This window comes from Pseudoxanthomonas sp. JC1303 (genome assembly GCF_058448525.1).
Genome location: NZ_CP185958.1, coordinates 1,270,899 through 1,290,050 on the forward strand (window position 1 = coordinate 1,270,899; position 19,152 = coordinate 1,290,050).

Genomic DNA, 19,152 nt, shown 5'->3' on the forward strand with positions numbered 1-19,152 from the left:
CTCGAAAGCAGCGATGTGGCGGAAGGTCAGGCCTGCGCGGGCGCAGGCGTGGCTTCGGTGGGCGTGGCGCCAGCGTCGGACGGCGCGGCTTGCTCGGGCGTGACATCCGGGGCGGGCGAGCCTTCGGCCGGGGCCGGCGGCACCGGGCCGGCCGGCTTCTTGGAGGCCAGCCACCGCTGGAACTCGGCCTTGGACACCGCCTGCACCACGATCGGCATGAAGCCATGGTCCTTGCCGCACAGCTCGGCGCACTGGCCGCGGTACACGCCAGGCTGCTCGATGTTGGTCCAGGCCTCGTTGATCAGGCCCGGGATGGCGTCCTGCTTCCAGCCCAGCGCCGGCACCCACCACGAGTGGATGACGTCATCGGCGGTGATCACGAAGCGGATCTTGGTGTCCACCGGCAGCACCAGCGGATGGTCCACGTCCAGCAGATAGTGCGGGTTGGAGGCCGCGGTCGGCACCTTGCCGGACTGGCGCATCTGGTCCGAGGCGCGGTCCAGGCGGCTGGTGAACTCCACCCCCTGGCCCAGGTACTCGTACTTCCACATCCACTGGTAGCCGGTGACCTTGACGGTCATTTCCGAATCGCGGGTGTCGTACATGGCGATCAGCTTGGCCGTGGCCGGCCACGCCATCGCCACCAGGATGATCACCGGCACGATGGTCCAGATCAGCTCGGCGGTGGTGTTGTGGCTGAACTGCGCGGCCACCGCGCCCTTGGACTTGCGGAACTTGAACATCGCATAGCCCATCGCGCCAAACACGATGACGCCGATGACCACGCACACCCACAGCGCCACCATGTGCGCCTCATAGGCCATTCGGGCGGTATGGGTCACGCCCTTGCCCATGTTGAGCTGCCATTCCTTGGGATCGGCGGCCTGGGCCATCGCGATCCCCGGCAGTGCCGTCAGTCCTGCCAGCACGCCAGCGCGCTTGCATCCCGCCATCAGTTGCGTCATTGCCTAGACCCCACCCAGTGTCATCGGTCACGGCCGCAGCGCGGCCGCCAGTAAAGCGCGTAACTGTGTTGCCAATTCCTGTCGCTCGGCCGGCCCCAGAAGCGCTCCCACCTCCACCGACCGTCCGCTGGAGGACAAGGTGATCCGCTCGCCGCCCTCCCGCACGCCCAGCCGTACCCAGTAGGGATGGGCCCGGAACGCGGGGGCCGGCTGTGCATCACGCCGCACCTCCACCACCTCCGGGGCGATCGCGATGACCTCATCGCGCTCCCCGGATTTCCACACCGCCCGCAACGCCACCGCGACCAGAATGCTGTGCGCCAGCGCGAAGACCGGGGCGAATACGTTGCCTGCCCACCAGCCCATCGCGGCCACCGCCCACATCAGTCCGGAACACAGCGCGAACACCACCACGAACTGGCGCGCAGTCAGGGCCCGGCGGGGTCGCAGCGTGAGCTGCGCGCCGCGTCCTTCCGGACCCTGTCGCGCGATTTCGATCATGTGTCCTGCTGCACCGTGGTGCTGCGGAAAACGCTTGAATGGTAGCCGTGCGCAGGAGCGCTAAGCAACTTTTCCAAAATTGTGCAAGTGCACAATTCCGCAGGCGCCCGGCACGATTCAGTCTTTGGTCGAAGGCGTCCGTGGCGTATTGGCCGGCAGGGTCGCTCCGTTCGCCCGGCAGCTCCACAGTTCGACCGCGCTGTCGCCGCGCGCGTCGGGCGGCCCGAGCAGCGCGGTCATCGATTCACATCGGCCCTGGATGCACAGCTCGTAGTCGCGCGTATAGCCGCTGCGGGTCAGTCGCAACGGCTGCAGGGACGGCAGCTTGGGGTGGTAGGTCCAGAAGCCGTCGGCGAACGTGGCATCGTCGGGGATCTCCATCCCCGCCCCGCTGCCCTGCACCCGCGCCCGGTCCAGCACCAGTCCGTCCTCGTGGACGAGGTAGTGCTCCTCCCAGCGGATCTTCTCCACGCTGTGCATCCACGCCAGGGTGAAGCCGCTGTCGGGCACGGCCAGGGCGGCGGCCACCACCCCCGCCAGCCCCAGGCACAGCGCGCTCATGCGACGGGCGCTGCCGCGGTCGCATGCGCGCGGCGCGCGCGCACCAGGTGGATGGCCACCGCCGCCACCGCCACAGCAAAGCCCAGCTCATCGGTGATCGGCAGTGCGGTCACCAGCAGCGCTCCGGCCGCGGCCATGAGCAGGCGCTCCCACAGGGGCGAGGCAACGCGCCAGTAGCCGATACCGGCGATCCCCCACAGGCCGATGGCCACCACTGCCTTGAAGATCACGTACACCGTGCCGATCACCGTGCCACCCTGCAGCATCAGCGCCGGGGTGTAGACCGCCATGAACGGCAGCACGAACCCGGCCAACACGATCCGGATCGCCCAGAAGCTGATCTTCAACCCCGACTCGCGTGCGATCGGCGCGGCGGCGAAGCAGGCCAGCGCCACTGGCGGGGTCAGGTCGGCGAGGATGCCGAAGTAGAAGACGAACATGTGCGAGACCAGCAGCGGCACGCCCAGGGCCAGCAGTGCCGGAGCAGCGATGGAGCTGGTGATGATGTAGTTGGGAATGCTGGGGATGCCCATGCCCAGCACCAGGCAGGTGACCATGGTCAGCACCAGCGACAACAGCAGGCTGTTGCGGCCCACGTCGATCACAAAGCCGGCGAAGGTGCTGGCGATGCCGGTCAGCGAGACCACGCCGATGATCACCCCGACCAGGATGCAGGCCACCGCCACCGGCAGCGCTTGGCGCGCGCCGTTGGCCAGGGCCAGCACGCTCAGGCGCAGGGTCTCGCGGCCATGGGTCTTGAGCATGAAACAGGCCACGGCCAGCACCGCCAGGACGATGAAGATCGGGCCGTTGCCCAGCTTGAGCGCCAGCGCGGCGATCAGTCCCAGGGCGATCCAGAAGGCCACCCGCAGCGGCATGCCCTTGAGGTTCAGCGCGATGGCCGAGCCCAGGATCACCAGCACCGTCAACGCCAGGCCGATGGTGCCGGCCAGCATCGGCGTGCGTCCGGTCATCAGCAGGCCGACCAGGACCGCCAACGGGATCAGCAGATACCAGCGCAGGCGAATGGCAGCCCACGGATTGGGGCACTGGTCCTTGGGCAAGCCGCGCAGATCCGAGCGGTTGGCCTCCAGTTGGACCATCCAGTAGATCGCCGCGAAGTACAGCGCGGCCGGGATGATCGCCGCCTTGACGATCTCCACATAGGCCACGTTGATGGTCTCGGCCATGATGAAGGCCACCGCGCCCATGACCGGCGGCATCAGCTGGCTGCCCATGCTGGATGCAGCCTCCACGCCACCGGCGAAGGCCGAGCCGTAACCGAAGCGCTTCATCAGCGGGATGGTGAACTGGCCGGTGGTGACCACGTTGGCCACGCCTGAACCGGAAATGGTGCCCATGAACGCCGAAGAGGCGACGGCCACCTTGGCCGGGCCGCCGCGACGATGGCCAAACAGGCCCATGGCGAAGTCGGTGAACAGCTGGATCATGCCGGACTGCTCGAGGAAGGCCCCGAACAGCACGAACAGGAAGATGTAGGTCGCCGAAACATAGGTCGGCGTGCCGTAGAGCCCTTCGGTGCCGAAGGACAGCTGGTTGACGATCTGGTCGAAGCCGAACGGCCGGTGCCCCATCGCGCCGGGGATGTACTCGCCGAACATCGCATAGAGCAGGAACAGCAGGCAGATGATCGGCAGGCCCCAGCCCATGACCCGGCGCGCGGCCTCGAACACCAGCACGATGGTCACCACGCCGATCACCATGTCCGCCGGGGTCAGCGTGCCCGAACGCTGGATCAGGTCGCCCTCGAAGATCCATTGGTAGGCCGCCCCGGCCATCGCCAGCGCTCCCAGCACCCAGGCCAGGACAGGATTGGGCTTGCCGTCACCGCGCAGCGGGAAGATCAGGAAGGTCAGCAGCAGGGCGAAGCCCACGTGCATGGCACGCAGGACCTGCGAGGACACCAGGTGAAAGCCCGCCGTGGCGACCTGAAAGACCGAAAACGCCAGCGCGATGAAGAACAGGATGCGCGGCCAGTCGGTGGGTTCGGTGCGGGCAAGCAGGGGCTGGTTGGACATGGGACTTCACTTTGGATCGGTCAAGCGGACAGGGCGATGCGGCGCAGCGCGGACCCTCTCCGCGCCGCGCCGGTCGTACGGGCGGGCTTACTTGATCAGGCCCTTCTCGCGGTAGTACTTCTCCGCGCCCGGATGCAGCGGGATCGGCAAGCCCTTGGGCGCGTTCTCCAGGGTGATCACCTTGGCCGCCGCGTGCGCGGTGACCAGCTGGTCCAGATGCTCGAAGACGTTCTTGGTGATCTGGTAGACGGTGTCCTCGGGCACGTCGGCGCTGGTGAAGAACAGGTTGGGGATCTTCACCGTGGGCACGTCTTCGGTCTGGCCGTCGTAGGTGTTGGCCGGGATGGTGCCCGGCTGGTAAGCGGTGTTGCCGATCGCCTTGACCACGTCCTCGGGCACCGGGACGAACACGATCGGCAGGGTCGCGGCCAGGTCGCGGTAGGCGGCCATGCCCAGGCCGGAGGACTGCAGGGTGGCGTCGAGCTGGCGGTTCTTCATCAGCTCCACCGACTCGGCGTAGGGCAGGAACTCCACGGTCATGTCGTCATAGCTCATGCCCGCGCCCTTGAAGATGGTGCGTGCGTTGACTTCGGTGCCGGACTTGGGCGCGCCCACCGAGATGCGCTTACCCTTCAGGTCGGCCAGCGTCTTGATGCCCGAATCGGCGCGGGCCACGATCTGCACGTAGTTGGGGTAGGCGTTGGCAATGGCGCGCAGCTTGGTCAGCGGCTTGTCGAAGCCGATTTCCTTGTTGCCCTTGTAGGCATCGTCGACGGTGTCGGCCAGGCCGATGGCCACTTCGCCGCGCCCGGCCTCGATCAGGTTGACGTTCTCCACGGTGGCCTTGGTGGCCTGCACCGAGCTGCGCACGTCGGGCATGTTCTTGTCGATGATCTGGGTGATGCCTACGCCGATTGGGTAGTAGATGCCGCTGGTGCCGCCGGTCAGGACGGTGACGTTCTGCTGCGGCTTGGAACAAGCGGCCACGCCGAACAGGGTGGCGCCCACGGCCAGGGCGGTCAGGGTATTGCGGATACTGGATTTCATGCGGGTCTCCTCGTGGGCCCGCGCCGCTGCATGTGCGGCGCGGGCAGTCGATCAGAAGCTGTATTTGACGAACGAGTGGATGCGGTAGAGCTCGCCGGAATCGCCCGACTCGATCTCGCGCCGGCCCCAGATCAGCTCACTGCCGATGTCCACGTTGCTGACCGGCGAATAGATTAGGTTGGCGTGGGCCGAGCGCGAGGACTTGTTGATTGCCAGGCCGGTGATGTCCACGTCGTTGTCGTAGCTGGCCATCGAGTAGTAGACGTTGCTGCGCAGCTTGGGGCTGAAGCCATGCCGCCAGCCGACGAAGCCGGCCACCACGCCCTGGGCGTCGATGTCGCCGCTGGCATCCAGGGTGCCGTCGGGATTGAGCGAGTAGCCGAGGTAGCGGCCAATGCCCTTGCCGGCGGTGAGCATGCCCATGATCGCGTCGTTCTTGCCCAGGGCCATCTTGCCTGAGGCGCTCACGCCGTAGCCGGTCGCGTTGGTGCTGCCGGCCAGGGTCTGGTAACGCAGCTGGCGCACGATGCCGGCAACGCTGAACTGACCGTCGCTCCCCTTGGCGGTGTAGCGCGCGGTGACGTCCGGGATGTTGTTGTCGTCGCTGCTGATGCGGCTGCCGCCCTGGTAGGGCCCCAGGATGGTTTCCGGATTTTCGATACTGAAGACCCACGGCCCGCGGGTGTAGCGCAACTGGACCTGGCGCACGAACACCGTGCCCTCGGTCGGGCCGAGGATCGGGCCGGCTTCGGGCAGCACCGAGGGATCCTGGAAGTTGGACCAGGTCTGGCCGGCCAACCAGTTGTTCCAGCTCACGTAGGCATGGCGCAGACGTGGGGTGTAGCTGTTGGTGCTGGACTGGTTGCCGTTGAGATCGGTGCCGAAGTCCATCTCGATATGACCCTTGACCTTGTCGCCGTTGGCCGTGGTGTTGTCCAGGGTGAACCAGAAGCGCGAGTGCTGCGCGGTGGTGTTCAGATCGATGCCTTCGCCATCGCCGCCGATCGGGATGGAGCTGGGCGCGTACTGGCGGCGGCCCAGGCTGTTCTCGGCGATCTCGCCATCGGGCGTCTTGGTGTAGATGGCCTCGGCGCGCACGAAGCCGCCATAGCTGAAGGTCGCCCCGTCGCCCTTGGGCACGATGGTGGTGGACTGGATGGACGACTTGGACTTGCCCATGCCGTCCAGCTGCGCCGCGGTGGCGGTCGGCGCAGGCGTGGCGGCCGCGGCGGCCTTCTCGGCCTTGAGCGCGTCCAGCTCGGTCTTCATCTCCTGCATCATCGTTTCCATCTGGCTCATGCGCGCGCGCAGCTCGGCCTCGGTATTGCTCTGCGCATGGGCCATCGGCGCGACGGCCAGGCTGGACAACACGGCCAGCGCCAGGCGCTGCCGGCGCAGCCCCTGGGTACGGACTGGTTTGATATTCATCGGTTTCCTCTCCCCGAATGACGGTGTTCCGCCGGTGGCGGCGGTGGGGAGAGGCTAGGCAGCGGGGCCGGAGGAGGCCATACGCCATTGGAAGTAGCGCGGCAGCGCCTGCACGCCACTCGCGCTACAGTGCCGCCCGCTCGCCCCCGACGCCTCGCATGCATCCCACGCCCACGCAACTGCTGATCGCCGACGACCATCCGCTGTTCCGCGAGGCGCTGGTGCGGGCCATCGAACGGGTGATGCCGCACGCGCGCGTGGACGAGGCCGACAGCGTGGAAACCCTGATGGCGCTGGTCGAGGCGCATCCGGGTGCGGAGCTGCTGCTGCTCGACCTGGACATCCCCGGGGCACACGGCTTCAGCGCGCTGGCCCACCTGCGCGGCGTGCGCCCGCAGCTGCCGGTGGTGATCGTGTCGGCACGCGAGGATCAGGGCACCATCCAGCGCGCGATGGCCCTGGGCGCGGCCGGATTCATTCCCAAGTCGGCCAACCTGTCGGTCCTGGACGAGGCGCTCGACGCCTTGCTCGCCGGCGACGAGTGGCTGCCGCCGGGCATCACCGCCGCGCCCTGCGCCGATGCGGAGGAAACCGCGCTGGCCCGTCGGGTGTCCGAGCTGACCCCGCAGCAGTTCCGGGTGCTGGGCATGGTCTGCCAGGGCCTGCTCAACAAGCAGATCGCCTGGGAAATGGGCCTGGCGCCGACCACGGTGAAGGTCCATGTCAGCGCGATCCTGCGCAAGCTCGATGTCGGCACCCGCACCCAGGCGGTGATGCTGATGCATCGCCTGGCGTCCGATCCGGCCTCGCCCCCGCCCGTCCCGCAGGACGGCGACGAGGACTGACCGCACGCCTCAGGCCGGCGCCTGGGCGTCCTCGCCCGCGCGGCGCGGCAAGGCGGCCAGCCACGCGCGCAGCATCGCCGGCTTGACCGGCTTGCGCAGCAGCGGGATGCCGCGCTGCTCGGTGTCGCGTTCCACCGCCTCGCCTGGATCGGCCGCGATGATCGCCACCGGCGCGGTGCTGAGGGCGGCGAGCCGGGGCAAGGCGTCCAGCGAGGTTTGGCCGTCGTCGAGCTGGTAGTCGGCCAGGATCGCGTCGACCTGCACGCACCGCAGCACTTCTTGCGCCTGCTCCACGTCCTGCGCGACCTGCACCTGCACGCCCCAGCGCTCCAGCAGCGCCTGCATGCCGTGCAGGATCTCAGGATCGTTGTCCAGGCACAGCACGCGCAGACCGGCCAGGCGCCCGCGCGGGGCCGCCTCGTTGCGCGCATCGGCGCGCGGCGCCGCCACGGTGGCCAACCGCAGGCCCAGGGCGAACACGCTGCCGCGTCCCGGCGTGCTGCGCAGGGTCAAGGGCGCCTCCAGCAGCCGCGCGATGCGCACGCAGATGTTCAGGCCCAGGCCCATGCCCTTCTCGCCCCAGGGACTGGCCTGCTCGACCCGGCTGAACTCCTCGAAGATCCGCGCATGCAGTTCCTGGGCGATGCCCGGGCCGGTGTCGGCCACCAGCAGCTGCAGGCCATCGCCGCGACGGCGCACGCCGACCAGCACGCCGCCGCGGGCGGTATAGCGCAGCGCGTTGCCGATCAGGTTCTGGGCCACGCGCAGGAGCAGCTTGCGGTCGCTGGACACCACCAGCCCCGGCGGCGCGTGCACGCGGAACTGTAGGCCGCGACGCGCGGCCAGCGGCGCGAACTGTTCGGCCAGCGCCTCCAGGAACGGCTGCAGGGCGAAGGCGCGCACGTCCGGGGTCAGCGCACCGGATTCCAGGCGCGAGAGGCCCAGCAGACTGTCGAGCAGGTCCTCGGCCGCGCGCAACGAGGCGTCCACGCGCTCGGCCAGGCTGGCGGCCTGTGCGTCCAGGCCGGGATGGTCGCGCAAGGCCGAGACGAACAGGCGCGCGGCGTTCATCGGCTGCAGCAGGTCGTGGCTGGCCGCGGCGAGGAGGCGGTTCTTGGAGACGTTGGCCACTTGCGCCTCCTGCTTGGCCCGGCGCTGCGCCTCCAGGGCCTGCTCCAGTTCGGCGGTGCGCTCGGCCACGCGCGCTTCCAGGTTGCCGGTCAGCGCGCGCAGCTCGCTTTCGACCCGCTTGTAGTCGGTGACGTCGGTGAAGGTGGTGACATAGCCGCCACCGGGCATCGGCATTCCGCGCGATTCGAGCACCTGCCCGTTGCGGCGCATGCGCTGGGCGCGATAGGCCGAGCCGCTGGCCATGTGTGATTCGCGCTTGCGGATCTGCGCGTCGATCTGCTCGGGTGTCAGCGCTCCCAGTTCGCCGCGCTCGACGTTGTAGCGGATCAGGTCGGCGATCGGGCGGCCTACGTAGAGCATGCCGGGTGGGTAATCGAACAGCTCCTGGTAGCGACGGTTCCATGCCGCCAGGCGGCGATCGGCATCGGCCACCGAGATGCCATGGCTGACGTTTTCCATCATCGCTTCGAGCAGCCGGCGGCTGGCGCGCAGCTCCTGGCCGGTGACATCCAGCAGGCCCATGACCTGCTCGATCTGCATGCCGGTGCGATGCAGGGCACTGGCCAGCACGACCCGCGCGGTACGCGTGCCCAGCGCACCGGCCAGGGTGCGTTCGACGTGCTGCAGCAGGCCACGATCGGCCGGGGCGCCCGGTGGCAGCGGTTGGTCGGCGCGCTGGCGGTATTCGTCCAGCGCGCGCGTGGAGGCTTCATTGCCCACGATGCGCGCCATCAGCGCTTCCAGGTCCACCACCCGCACCGAGGACGGCAGGCGCTCGCGCGAAGGCTGGGCCGCCTCGCCCGTATCACGCGCCAAGAACGCATCGGCCCACAAGCGCTCGTGCAGCTGCGGCGCACGCAGCCGGCTCAGGCCCACATAGACCAGCAGGTTGGCGCCCAGCGACCACAGCAATCCGTGGGTGATCGGGTCCAGCCCGGTCCCCACCAGCAGCGCCTGCGGCCGCAGCAGCGCCAGCCCGAACGGCCCATGCTGGAGCCAGTCCTGGCCAATGCCGGTGCCGGCCACCATGCTGGGCAGGAACAGGGTGTAGGCCCATAGCGCCATCCCCACCACCAGCCCGGCCGCGGCCGCCAGCCGGGTCGGCCGGCGCGACCACAGGCCGCCCAGCAGGGCCGGTGCGATCTGGACCACGGCCACCATCGAGATGAACCCCAGCGTCGCCAGACTTTCCTGCCCCACCTGACTGCGCGCATAGGCGTAGGCGCCCAGGGCGATGCAGCCGATGGTGATGCGCCGGATCCACAGCACGATGCGGCTCAGATCCTCCCGCTGCTCCAGGCCCAGCGCGCGCACCCGCGAGAGCAGGGGCATGACCAGCTCGTTGCTGACCATGGTGGCGGTGGCCACGCTGACCACCAGGACCATGCCACTGGCCGCGGCCAGACCGCCCAGGTAGGCCACCAGCGTGATCCCGCGCCCGCCCTCGACCTGGGTCAGCCACAGCACCAGGGCATCGGTGGGCATCGCGGTCGGGCGCAGCACCTGGGTGGCGGCCACCGCGATGGGCAGCACCAGGACGGCAAACAGCGCCAGGTAGGCGATCATCACCCAACGCCCCCAGCGCAGGTCGCGCGGGTCTGCGCATTCGATCACCCCCACCTGGAACTGCCGCGGCAGGCAGAAGAACCCCAGTGCGGCCAGCAGCCCCTGCAGCCAGAACTCCGGCGCCAGCCACTGCTGCCGGTCCAGCGGCAGATCGCGCGCGCGCAGCTGCGCCTGGTCCAGCGTCGGCAGCACCTTCCAGGCGAGCCAAGCCACCACGCCGAACGCCACCAGCTTGACCAGCGATTCCAGTGCCACGGCCAGCATCAGGCCCTGGTGATGTTCGGTGGCATCGACCTTGCGCGTGCCGAACAGCGCGGCGAACAGCGCCAGCACCAGGGCCGCATACAGCGAGGTATCGCCGGCCCAGGCCGGCAGGTTTTCCGGCGGTGGTCCCAACAGCGCACGCACCGAAAAGGCCACCGCGCGGTACTGCAGGGCCACGTAGGGCAGCATCGCCACCAGCGCCACGAAGGTCACCAGCATCGCCAGCCCGGCACTCTTGCTGTAGCGCGCGCCGATGAAGTCGGCGATGGAAGTGACGTTGTGGGCACGCGCCAGACGCAGCAGGCGCGCATAGAGGCCATGGCCGAACAGCAGCAGCAGGATCGGCCCGACGTAGATGGTCAGGTAGTACCAACCGCTGGTGACCACGCTGCCGACCGAGGCGTAGAAGGTCCAGGCCGTGCAGTACACGCCCAGCGCCAGGCTGTAGACCACCGGCCGCAGCCAGGCGCGGCTGGGATACACGGCATGGCGATCGCCGTACCAGGCCACGCAGAACAGCACGCCCAGATAGCCCAGCGACACCAGCAACAACAGCCAGCCCTGCAGCAGCACCCGTCTTCCCCTTCGCCCCGACAAGCCGCGCATGGTAGCCCCGCCAGCGACGCGCGGTGCCTGCATGACCAGGCTGGCACGTTCTTTGCGTCATGCTTTGGACCCATCACGCATGGCCCAAGGCAAGGCGGCATGACCCGAGAGATCCAGTTCAGCCTGCTCAGCGACACGGCCCTGGCCGTGGTGCTGCTGTTCCTGTTCGCCTACGTCTCACGGGTCTCGCGCAACCTGCATGGCATCCGCGCCTGGGGCGCGGCCCATCTGGCCTACACGGTGGGTACCAACTGCATCGATGTGCTGGCCGAGATCCTGCGTGGGCGCGGCGCGCCCCTGGGGGTGACGCTGTCGGTGAATCTGGGCGCCGCCCTGGCCTGCGCGGGCATGGCCGGCATCGCCATTGCGCTGACCATGTTCGTGCAGCAGCGCTCGCTCCATCGTTGGGAACTGACCTGGCTGCCGGTGGCCATGCTGCCAGCGCTGGCGGCCTGGGGGCTCGACGGCACCGAATACGGCCAGGGCATCGCGCTCAGCGCGGTCGAGGTCGTTTCGCTGTGCATCATGATCTGGCAGCTGCGGACGCTGCGCGAGGCGCCCGACCGCGTCCCGGCCCGGCTGATGATGGCCGGCTGCATCCTGTTGATCGGCATCTACAGCACTGCCCTGCCGAGCTGGCTGCAGGGCCGGTTCGGTTTGGACGTGGCGTGGGTCGACAGCGATCTGGCGCTGTGGTTCATGCTCAACTTCTGCATGCTGACGCTGAGCAGCTTCCACGCCGCCAGTGTCCTGCGCCGCAGCGCCCTGCTCGATCCGTTGACCGGCGCGCTCAACCGCCGCGGCCTGCAACAGGGATTGGTCGAACGACGCGCGCAAGGCAAGCCGCACCAGGTCGGCGGGTTGGCGGTGCTGGCCCTGGACCTGGACCGCTTCAAGGCGATCAACGACGCACACGGACACCAGGTCGGAGACAAGGTCCTGCAGGCGTTCTGCGATTCGGTCCGCCATTGCATTCGCCACGACGACCTGTTCGCGCGCACCGGTGGGGAGGAATTCGTAGTGGTCACCGCCGGGCTGGAGCAGGCCGATGCGCTGGACCTGGGCGAACGCATCCGCCGCGCCACCGAGCGCCTGGCCCTGCCCCACGACGTGCACGTGGGAGTCAGCGTGGGCGTGGCCTTCGCCGCGCGCCCGATCCCGGTGTCGCGCCTGATGGACCTGGCCGACCAGGCCATGTACGCGGCCAAGCACGGCGGACGCAACCGCGTCGAACTGCGCCTGCCGGATTGACGCCCAAAACAAAGACCCCGCCGTGAGGCGGGGTCTTTCGGAACCACGAGGCTGGCCGCAGGGCCAGCCGGCCGATCAGAACTTGTAGGTCATCGAACCGGCGAGGATGTCGCCGCCGACGTCGAACGAGCCGTTGATCGAGCTGGCCGTGACCGAGTAACCGGACACGTCCGCATCGCTGACGAACAGGTGGGTATAGCCCACATTCCACTCGGTGCGCTCGGACGGGGTCCAGGTCAGGCCCAGCGAGAGCCACTTGCGGGTCTGGTCGGGCACGCGCACATCGCGATACTGGGTGGTGGTCGGGGTCTGGTCGTAAGCCAGGCCGCCACGCAGGGTCAGCGTATCGCTCATGCGGTAGTCGGTACCGATGGAGACGAAGGTGGTGTCGCGGTAGTTGAACTCCAGCTCGCTGTCCGGCTGGGCCGAGCCGAAATCGACGGTCACCGTGTCGAACTTGCTCCACGCCGTGCGCGTCACGTCCGCCATCACCGTCCACTGGTCGTTGATGTCGTGGGTGAAGCTGGCCGTGGCGGTGGCCGGCATGATGATCTTGGCCTTGCCGGAGGTGTCCACGTACTGACCGGGCGCAGCCACGCCCAGCACGGCCTTGGCGGCGGCCGGCACGTCGAAGTAGGCCTTGCCGTCATCGATCTTGTGGTCGACCTGCGAGCGGTAGGTCAGGCCGATGTGGGTGTGCTCGTCGACGCTGAACAAGCCGCCCAGGGTGAAGCCCACTTCGGTGTTGTTGCCCTTGATGCGCGAGTAGCCGTCCTGGCTGCCCGGGGCGAAGCCGGGGACGCCCTGGGCGTAGAGCGCCGTGCCGAAGTCGATGGCATTGCTCAGGTCCACGTCCAGGCGCTCGGCGAACACCGACGCACCGAAGGACACCCACGGATTGACGTCATAGGAGAACGAGAGACCGGCGTCGATCGCCTGCAGCTCGGTCTTGATGCCCTGGTAGCGGCCGATCCAGTCACGGTCGTACTCGGTCTTGAAGCCGTAGGGCACGGTGAGCGAGGCACCCAGGTGCATCTTGTCACCCAGCGGAGTGGCGAAGTACAGCGCCGGAACCGCCGCGATGGTGCCGGCATCACCACCGTTGCCGCCGCTGATCTGGGCGCCGGTGCCCGGGCCGGTCGGGCCCACGTAGCGGCCTTCGCCGTCGAAATCGGCCGAGAAGCTGATAGCGCTGACGCCCACCGAGAACTGGCGGCCGTCGAGCAGGCGCATCGCGGCGGGGTTGTTCACCACCACGGCGATGTCGCCGGGGGCGCTGGCCGAGCCGGCGAATGCGCGGCCCTGGGCCTTGGCGCTGTTTTCCTTCAGCTGGAACGCGGCAGCATGGGCATGGCCACTGAACAGGACACCTGCGACGCCGGCGGCCAGCAGCGAGAAACGGAACAAAGAAGCGGAAGACAGCATGTGGATGATCTCCGGAAAGACAGATAGTGGAACTGCCGACGTCGTCGCGACGGACGCAGCCGCAGCTGCGTCCTTCGCGCCGGAAGCCCTCCCGACATACGACGCCGTATGCCAGTATACCGGGCAGAGATAACAGAACCCTAACGTTAGGATTAGATTTTAGTCGGATTCGGAGCGTTTCATCTCGTTTCCGCACTCCCGCCGCCACACTGCCGCACACTGTGTTCGTCGCCACCCCCTCACGCCGCAAGCCGTCCCTGCGCTGGGCCACGCCGACCCTGTTCGCCCTGCTGTGGGTGGCCTTCCTGTGGGCGATCACCCGGCCACCGGGGCTTTACCGCAGCCTGGTGCTGCAGTGGGGGGCCCTGACCGGGGGCCTGGACAGCCCGGACGAATGGCACGCGGCGCTGCTGGACGGCTCGGTGCTGCGCCTGTTCACCGCGCTGTTCCTGCATGCGGACTGGGCCCATCTGCTAGGCAACCTGGTGTTCCTGCTCATCTTTGGCCTGCCGGCCGAGCGGGCGATGGGGCCGTGGCGCTTCCTGCTGTTGTTCCTGCTGGGCGGGGCGGTGTCCAACCTGGCCGCGGTGCTGGTGATCGGGACCCCGGACCGGGCGATCATCGGCGCCAGCGGCGCGGTCTCGGCGGTGATCGGGGCGTACTTGGCGCTGTTCCCCGGCGCCAAGCTGGGCGTGGTGGTGCCGCTGGGGCTGTTCCTGCAGTTCGTCAAGGCGCCGGCCGCCCTGCTGATCGGGGTCTGGGCCGTGCTGCAGGTCGTGTTCGCCTATATCGGGCCGGCCTTCGGCACCGTCGCCTGGTCGGCGCACCTGGCCGGGTTCGTGTTCGGCATCGTGTTCGCCCTGATCGTCCGTACCGCCATCGCCCGACGCATGCGCCGACGCCATGGCTACTGACCGCTGGAATCCTTGCCCCGCGCCCCCATTTCACATTCCCTCTCTCCGTTGCGTTTTGTCCCATGTCCAAGCCGCTCTACAAGGTGACCTTCCTCAATCACGGCAAGGTGTACGAGCTGTACGCCCGGCAGGTGGCCTCCTCCAATGCGCTGTGGGGCTTCACCGAGGTGGGCGAGCTGGTCTTCGACGTGCATGACGGGCTGGTGGTCGACCCGACCGAAGAGCGCCTGCGTGAGGAGTTCGGCAACACCCGCGTGCTGCACCTGCCGATGCAGAGCATCGTGCGCGTGGAGGAAGTGGAGAAAAAGGGCACCAGCGCCATCCGCGATGCGGCCAGCGGCGAGAAGGTCGTCACCCCCTTCCCGATGCCGGCCAAGCCGCGCTGAGCCCGATGCGCGTCGTCATTCCCGACGACTACCAGCGCGCCAGCGCCGCGCTGCCGGCGCTGGCGATCCATCACCAGGGCCTGGAGGTGCGGGTGTTTGGCACCCTTCCCGACGACCTCGATGCCCGCGTCGAAGCGCTGGGTGATGCACAGGCGCTGGTGTTGATCCGCGAGCGCACCTGTATCGACGCCGCCCTGCTCGAACGCCTGCCGCAGCTGCGCCTGGTCAGTCAGACCGGCAAGATTGGGGCGCATGTCGATGTCGCCGCCTGCACCGCCCGCGGCGTGGCCGTGGTCGAAGGCAGCGGCTCACCCATCGCGCCCGCCGAGCTGACCTGGGCCTTGGTCATGGCGGCGATGCGTCGCCTGCCCGCTTATGGGGCCGCGCTGCAGGCCGGCCGCTGGCAGGACACCGGCGATGCCACGCTAGGGCGCACCCTGCACGGCCGCACGCTGGGCATCTGGAGCTACGGCAAGATCGGCCAGCGTGTCGCCGGCTACGGACGCGCGTTTGGCATGCAGGTGCTGGTCTGGGGCGGCGAAGCAGCGCGCGCTGCCGCGCGGGCCGACGGTTTCGAGGTCGCCGCCTCGGTGGAGGACCTGTTCGCCCGCAGCGACGTGCTCAGCCTGCATCGCCGCCTGGTCGCCGCGACGCGCCATCAAGTCAACGCCGCCCTGCTGGGGTTGATGAAGCCCGATGCGCTGATGGTCAACACCAGCCGTGCTGAGCTGATGGCGCCAGGTGCGCTGCTGGACGGGTTAAACGCCGGCCGCCCCGGCCTGGCCGCGCTGGATGTATTCGAACACGAGCCGGCCGCACCCTCGAACGAACCGCTGCTCACCCACCCGCGCGTACTGGCGATGCCGCACCTGGGCTATGTCGAGCAGGACAGCTACGCGCTGTACCTGGGCACGGCGCTGGACAACGTCCGTGCCTTCGCCGCGGGCACCCCGCGCAACCTGGTCAATCCGGAAGTACTTCCGTCGCCACGCTGAGCGCGTGGGAGCCGCCACGGCGGCGATGAAGCTTTCCCGATAACGCCCGATCGCCGCCATGGCGGCTCCCACGGGTCAGTTGGACGGCGGCGTCGCGGCTTCCGGTTCCGGGGCCGCATTGCTCGCCGGCGCGGTGGGCGTGGCTGCGGCAGGCTTGACCGGCGCGGAGGCAGGCTTGGTCGCGGCGTCACGCTTCGCCGCAGGCTTGGGCTGGCTCGCCGCGGCCTTGGCGGCGGCCTTCTGCGCAGCGGCAACCGAGCCCGGATGCTTCAGCTCGGCCAGCGCCTGTTCGATCGGCTTGTCGCCGTTGAGCACCTCGCCGGCGCTGTAGCCCTCGGCACCTTCCTGATCGCCACGCAGGTGGCCCGGCAGCGTCGCCTCGCTGTAGTCGCTCAACGCCGGCGGCAGGTCCTTGTCGGCCGGCGCGTCGGGATGCAGGACCACGTCCGGCACGATGCCAGTGGCCTGGATCGACTTGCCGCTGGGCGTGTAATAGCGCGCCGTCGTGAGCTTGACCGAGTCGCCGTTGTCCAGCGGCAGCACGGTCTGCACCGAGCCCTTGCCAAAGGTCCGGCTGCCGATGATGCGCACGCGCTTGTTGTCGCGCAGCGCGCCGGCCAACACTTCGGCCGCGCTGGCCGATCCGGCGTCCACCAGCGCCACGACGGGCACGCCGGCCAGGCGATCGCCCGGGGTGGCATCGAACTCGGCGTCGCTGACCGCGATGCGGCCCTTGGTGGTGACGATGGTGCCGGACTCCAGCAGGTCGTCGGCCACCTGCACCGCGCTGGTCAGCAGGCCGCCGGGATTGCTGCGCAGGTCCAGCACCACGCCCTTGAGCGGGCCCTTGGCCTTGAGCCCGTCGACCGCCTTCTGGAAGTCGGCACCGGTGTCGGCCTGGAAGGCGCTGATGCGGATGTAGCCATAGCCCGGCTCGAGCAGGCGCGAGCGCACGCTGGTCACCCGGATGGTTTCCCGGGTCAGGGTCTTGTCGAAGGGCTTGGGTGTCTTCTCGCGCACGATGGTCAGGGTGACCTGGGTGCCGACCTTGCCGCGCAGCGGGTCCATGGAATCCTCCATGCCGGTCAGCGGCTTGCCGTCGATGGCGATGATCACATCTCCCGACTGCAGGCCGGCGCGCGCGGCCGGGGTGCCGTCGATGGGCGAGACCACCTGCAGGGTGCCATCGGGCTGGGCGAGCAGTTCCACACCGATGCCGTCGTAGGCGCCGTTGGCCTGCTCGTCGAAATTCTCGGCGTCCTCCTTGTCCAAGTAGGCGCTGTGCGGGTCCAGGTCCAGCAGCAGACCACGGATGGCCGAGTGCATCAGCTTCTGGTCGTCCACTGGCTCCACGTAGGCCTGCTTGACCGCGTTGAAGACCGCCACGAAGCGACGGATCTCATCCAGCGGCACATCGGCCGGGGTGGATTCGGCCGCATCGGGGTCATCGCTGGAACCGACCTGCGGGGCATCGGCGTCCGGGTCGGTCGGGGTGTCGGACTGCGGGTCGGCCGGGGCCGCGGCCGGCGCCTGTTGCGGGGTGTCCTGCGCCTGGGGCGCGGCCTCCTGGGCCAGGGCCGGCGCGATGGCCAGCAGCAGGGACGTCAGCAACAAGGACACGCGCATGCGGTTACTCCGGATGGATCGTGGGGTTCGAAACACATGGGATTATGCGCGAAGCCGGGCTAAGCGCCCGTTGTGTAGCGTTTGTGGGAGCCGCCATGGCGGCGAAAAGCCTGACCGGCAAAGCCCCATCGCCGCCACGGTGGCTCCCACCGAAGCAGCTTCACAAGCGATGAAACATCAGCGGCGCTGCAGCCAACTGCTCGGATCCACCGGCGAGCCCCCCTTGCGCAGCTCGAAGTACAGCGCCGGCGTGCCCCAGCCCCCCGAGCTGCCGACCTTGGCCACCGCATCGCCCTTCTTCACCACATCGCCCGCGTCGCGCAGCAGCGCCTCGTTGTGGGCGTACAGGCTCATGTAGCCGTTGCCATGGTCGATGATCAGGATCAAGCCGTAGCCGGTCATCCACTCGGAGAACACCACTGTGCCATCGGCCACGGCGGTGACCGTGCTGCCCACCGGCGCGCCGATCAGCACGCCCTGGCTGGTCCGCCCGTCCGGCAGCTGCCCTCCGAAACGCGCCAGCAGGTTGCCCGAGGCCGGCCAGCCCAGGCCACCCACCTTGAGCGCCGGTGCGGTCGCCACCTTGGGCGGGGGCGCCGGCTCGGGCTTGGGCGGCGGCGCCGGTCGCCCTTCGGCCAGGGCTTCGGCGCGGGCCTTGGCGGCGGCGGCTTCGCGTGCCGCCTGCTCGCGGCGGGCGCGTTCTGCGGCGGCGCGCCGTTCGGCCGCTGCGCGCGCGGCGGCGGCGCGCAGGTTGGCGAGCAGGGTTTCCAGCGACTTGGCATCGCGGCCCAGGGCCTCGGCCCGGTCTGCCCGGTCTTCGTATTGCGCATCCAGCTGGGCGACCAGCTTGGCCTGTTCGCCGCGATCGCGCTTGAGCTGGACCACCTGGCCCTGCTGGCGCGCGCGCGTGGCTTCCAGTTCGGCGGTGCGCGCCTGGATCTCCTGTTCCAGCGCGCGCAGGTCGTCCAGTTGGCCGGTCAGCCCGTCGATGCGCCGGGCGACATCGCCCTGCACGTAGCGGTGGTAGACCATGGCGCGATTGGCGTCGGCCACCGTGTCCTGGGACAGCAGCACCTTCAACGGGGCGTTGCTGCCGGTCATGTAGGCGGCGCGGACCAGTTCGGACAGCTCCTTGCGCTCGCCGGCCAAGTGCTGCTGCATGTCCGCGCGCTTGGCCTGCAGATCGGCCAGCGCGGCGGCCTGCGCCTTGAGCGCCGCCTGGGTCTGGGCCAGGGCGCGGCTGCTCTTGCCGACCTGCTCGTCGGCGGCGCGCAGCTCGCGCGAGGCCGCGCCGCGCTTGCCTTCCAGGTCGCGTCGCTCGGCGGCGATGGACTTGAGCTCCTTGCGCACGGTCTCGAGCTTCTTCTGCGCTTCGTGCTGGCTCTGGGCCCACGCCGGCGTCCATGCGCACGCCGCCAGGACCAGCAGTCCCAGCGAGGCCAAGTGCGCAAGAGGACCGGAAGAGGGAGACTGGGGCACGGCAAGGTCTTCGAACGGAACAGGCGCCCGATTGTAGCGACCGTCGACACAACGGCCCGCATGCCCGTGGGGAGACATTTAAACCCTGCGCCCCCGCCGTGCATCCCACCAGGCAATCCACCC

The 19,152-nt window shown here is 68.9% G+C and carries 15 protein-coding genes; 5 read left to right on the forward strand and 10 right to left on the reverse strand.

The window, feature by feature from the left end; all coding sequences use genetic code 11:
• Window positions 1-26: 26 nt before the first annotated feature.
• The 6 genes from coxB to ACORQU_RS05700 all read right to left on the reverse strand — a co-directional run bounded on the left by coxB (window position 27) and on the right by ACORQU_RS05700 (window position 6,541).
• Window positions 27-953: a cytochrome c oxidase subunit II gene (coxB, locus tag ACORQU_RS05675; protein WP_491643861.1), complete on the reverse strand. Its 927-nt coding sequence runs from the start codon at window positions 951-953 to the stop codon at window positions 27-29.
• Window positions 954-992: 39 nt separating this feature from the next.
• Window positions 993-1,466 (reverse strand): DUF2244 domain-containing protein, encoded by a 474-nt coding sequence (locus tag ACORQU_RS05680; protein ID WP_491643862.1) that lies wholly within the window; start codon window positions 1,464-1,466, stop codon window positions 993-995.
• Window positions 1,467-1,583: 117 nt separating this feature from the next.
• Window positions 1,584-2,027, reverse strand: coding sequence for a DUF1850 domain-containing protein (locus ACORQU_RS05685; protein WP_491643863.1), 444 nt, complete (start codon window positions 2,025-2,027; stop codon window positions 1,584-1,586).
• On the reverse strand, window positions 2,024-4,066 hold the full coding sequence (locus ACORQU_RS05690) for a TRAP transporter permease (protein WP_491643864.1): 2,043 nt from the start codon (window positions 4,064-4,066) through the stop codon (window positions 2,024-2,026). Before ACORQU_RS05690 ends, ACORQU_RS05685 begins: the two co-directional genes overlap by 4 nt.
• A gap of 87 nt (window positions 4,067-4,153) precedes the next feature.
• The gene (locus ACORQU_RS05695) at window positions 4,154-5,113 is read right to left on the reverse strand and encodes a TAXI family TRAP transporter solute-binding subunit (RefSeq protein ID WP_491643865.1); all 960 of its coding nucleotides are present in this window, start codon (window positions 5,111-5,113) and stop codon (window positions 4,154-4,156) included.
• 51 nt (window positions 5,114-5,164) lie between these two features.
• A complete protein-coding gene (locus ACORQU_RS05700; protein ID WP_491643866.1) occupies window positions 5,165-6,541 on the reverse strand; it encodes a DcaP family trimeric outer membrane transporter in 1,377 nt (458 codons plus the stop codon).
• A 158-nt stretch (window positions 6,542-6,699) separates the two neighbouring features.
• Here ACORQU_RS05700 and ACORQU_RS05705 point away from each other — a divergent pair, with 158 nt between their 5' ends.
• Window positions 6,700-7,386, forward strand: coding sequence for a response regulator transcription factor (locus ACORQU_RS05705; protein WP_271648317.1), 687 nt, complete (start codon window positions 6,700-6,702; stop codon window positions 7,384-7,386).
• 9 nt (window positions 7,387-7,395) lie between these two features.
• Here the strand turns inward: ACORQU_RS05705 and ACORQU_RS05710 are convergent, their stop codons facing one another.
• Window positions 7,396-10,953, reverse strand: a complete 3,558-nt coding sequence (locus ACORQU_RS05710) for a PAS domain-containing hybrid sensor histidine kinase/response regulator (RefSeq protein ID WP_491643867.1) — start codon at window positions 10,951-10,953, stop codon at window positions 7,396-7,398.
• 99 nt (window positions 10,954-11,052) lie between these two features.
• On the opposite strand from ACORQU_RS05710, the gene ACORQU_RS05715 reads away from it, so the two are divergent.
• Entirely contained in the window at window positions 11,053-12,204 is a 1,152-nt protein-coding gene (locus ACORQU_RS05715) for a GGDEF domain-containing protein (RefSeq protein ID WP_491643868.1), read from the forward strand.
• Window positions 12,205-12,279: 75 nt separating this feature from the next.
• Here the strand turns inward: ACORQU_RS05715 and ACORQU_RS05720 are convergent, their stop codons facing one another.
• Window positions 12,280-13,629, reverse strand: coding sequence for an outer membrane protein transport protein (locus tag ACORQU_RS05720; protein WP_491643869.1), 1,350 nt, complete (start codon window positions 13,627-13,629; stop codon window positions 12,280-12,282).
• A gap of 221 nt (window positions 13,630-13,850) precedes the next feature.
• Here ACORQU_RS05720 and ACORQU_RS05725 point away from each other — a divergent pair, with 221 nt between their 5' ends.
• The 3 genes from ACORQU_RS05725 (at window position 13,851) to ACORQU_RS05735 (ending at window position 15,924) form a co-directional block, all read left to right on the forward strand.
• On the forward strand, window positions 13,851-14,543 hold the full coding sequence (locus ACORQU_RS05725) for a rhomboid family intramembrane serine protease (protein ID WP_491643870.1): 693 nt from the start codon (window positions 13,851-13,853) through the stop codon (window positions 14,541-14,543).
• Between the two features lie 62 nt (window positions 14,544-14,605).
• Window positions 14,606-14,929, forward strand: a complete 324-nt coding sequence (locus ACORQU_RS05730; RefSeq protein WP_271648313.1) for a DUF1820 family protein — start codon at window positions 14,606-14,608, stop codon at window positions 14,927-14,929.
• A gap of 5 nt (window positions 14,930-14,934) precedes the next feature.
• Window positions 14,935-15,924 carry a D-2-hydroxyacid dehydrogenase family protein gene (locus tag ACORQU_RS05735; RefSeq protein ID WP_491643871.1) on the forward strand — a complete coding sequence of 330 codons (990 nt, stop codon included), beginning with the start codon at window positions 14,935-14,937 and terminating at the stop codon, window positions 15,922-15,924.
• Between the two features lie 75 nt (window positions 15,925-15,999).
• On the opposite strand, the gene ACORQU_RS05740 is transcribed toward ACORQU_RS05735, so the two are convergent.
• The gene (locus ACORQU_RS05740) at window positions 16,000-17,550 is read right to left on the reverse strand and encodes a S41 family peptidase (protein WP_491643872.1); all 1,551 of its coding nucleotides are present in this window, start codon (window positions 17,548-17,550) and stop codon (window positions 16,000-16,002) included.
• A 177-nt stretch (window positions 17,551-17,727) separates the two neighbouring features.
• Entirely contained in the window at window positions 17,728-19,107 is a 1,380-nt protein-coding gene (locus tag ACORQU_RS05745; protein ID WP_491643873.1) for a murein hydrolase activator EnvC family protein, read from the reverse strand.
• Window positions 19,108-19,152 lie beyond the last annotated feature (45 nt).

What these genes read in the sequence shown, in the direction of transcription:
- ACORQU_RS05695 (WP_491643865.1), bottom strand. Translation starts at nt 5,113, where the DNA reads ATGAAATCCAGTATCCGCAATACCCTGACCGCCCTGGCCGTGGGCGCC.
- ACORQU_RS05720 (WP_491643869.1), bottom strand. Translation starts at nt 13,629, where the DNA reads ATGCTGTCTTCCGCTTCTTTGTTCCGTTTCTCGCTGCTGGCCGCCGGC.
- ACORQU_RS05690 (WP_491643864.1), bottom strand. Translation starts at nt 4,066, where the DNA reads ATGTCCAACCAGCCCCTGCTTGCCCGCACCGAACCCACCGACTGGCCG.
- ACORQU_RS05710 (WP_491643867.1), bottom strand. Translation starts at nt 10,953, where the DNA reads ATGCGCGGCTTGTCGGGGCGAAGGGGAAGACGGGTGCTGCTGCAGGGC.
- ACORQU_RS05715 (WP_491643868.1), top strand. Translation starts at nt 11,053, where the DNA reads ATGACCCGAGAGATCCAGTTCAGCCTGCTCAGCGACACGGCCCTGGCC.
- ACORQU_RS05705 (WP_271648317.1), top strand. Translation starts at nt 6,700, where the DNA reads ATGCATCCCACGCCCACGCAACTGCTGATCGCCGACGACCATCCGCTG.
- ACORQU_RS05740 (WP_491643872.1), bottom strand. Translation starts at nt 17,550, where the DNA reads ATGCGCGTGTCCTTGTTGCTGACGTCCCTGCTGCTGGCCATCGCGCCG.
- ACORQU_RS05680 (WP_491643862.1), bottom strand. Translation starts at nt 1,466, where the DNA reads ATGATCGAAATCGCGCGACAGGGTCCGGAAGGACGCGGCGCGCAGCTC.
- ACORQU_RS05730 (WP_271648313.1), top strand. Translation starts at nt 14,606, where the DNA reads ATGTCCAAGCCGCTCTACAAGGTGACCTTCCTCAATCACGGCAAGGTG.
- ACORQU_RS05685 (WP_491643863.1), bottom strand. Translation starts at nt 2,027, where the DNA reads ATGAGCGCGCTGTGCCTGGGGCTGGCGGGGGTGGTGGCCGCCGCCCTG.
- ACORQU_RS05735 (WP_491643871.1), top strand. Translation starts at nt 14,935, where the DNA reads ATGCGCGTCGTCATTCCCGACGACTACCAGCGCGCCAGCGCCGCGCTG.
- ACORQU_RS05745 (WP_491643873.1), bottom strand. Translation starts at nt 19,107, where the DNA reads ATGTCTCCCCACGGGCATGCGGGCCGTTGTGTCGACGGTCGCTACAAT.
- coxB (WP_491643861.1), bottom strand. Translation starts at nt 953, where the DNA reads ATGGCGGGATGCAAGCGCGCTGGCGTGCTGGCAGGACTGACGGCACTG.
- ACORQU_RS05700 (WP_491643866.1), bottom strand. Translation starts at nt 6,541, where the DNA reads ATGAATATCAAACCAGTCCGTACCCAGGGGCTGCGCCGGCAGCGCCTG.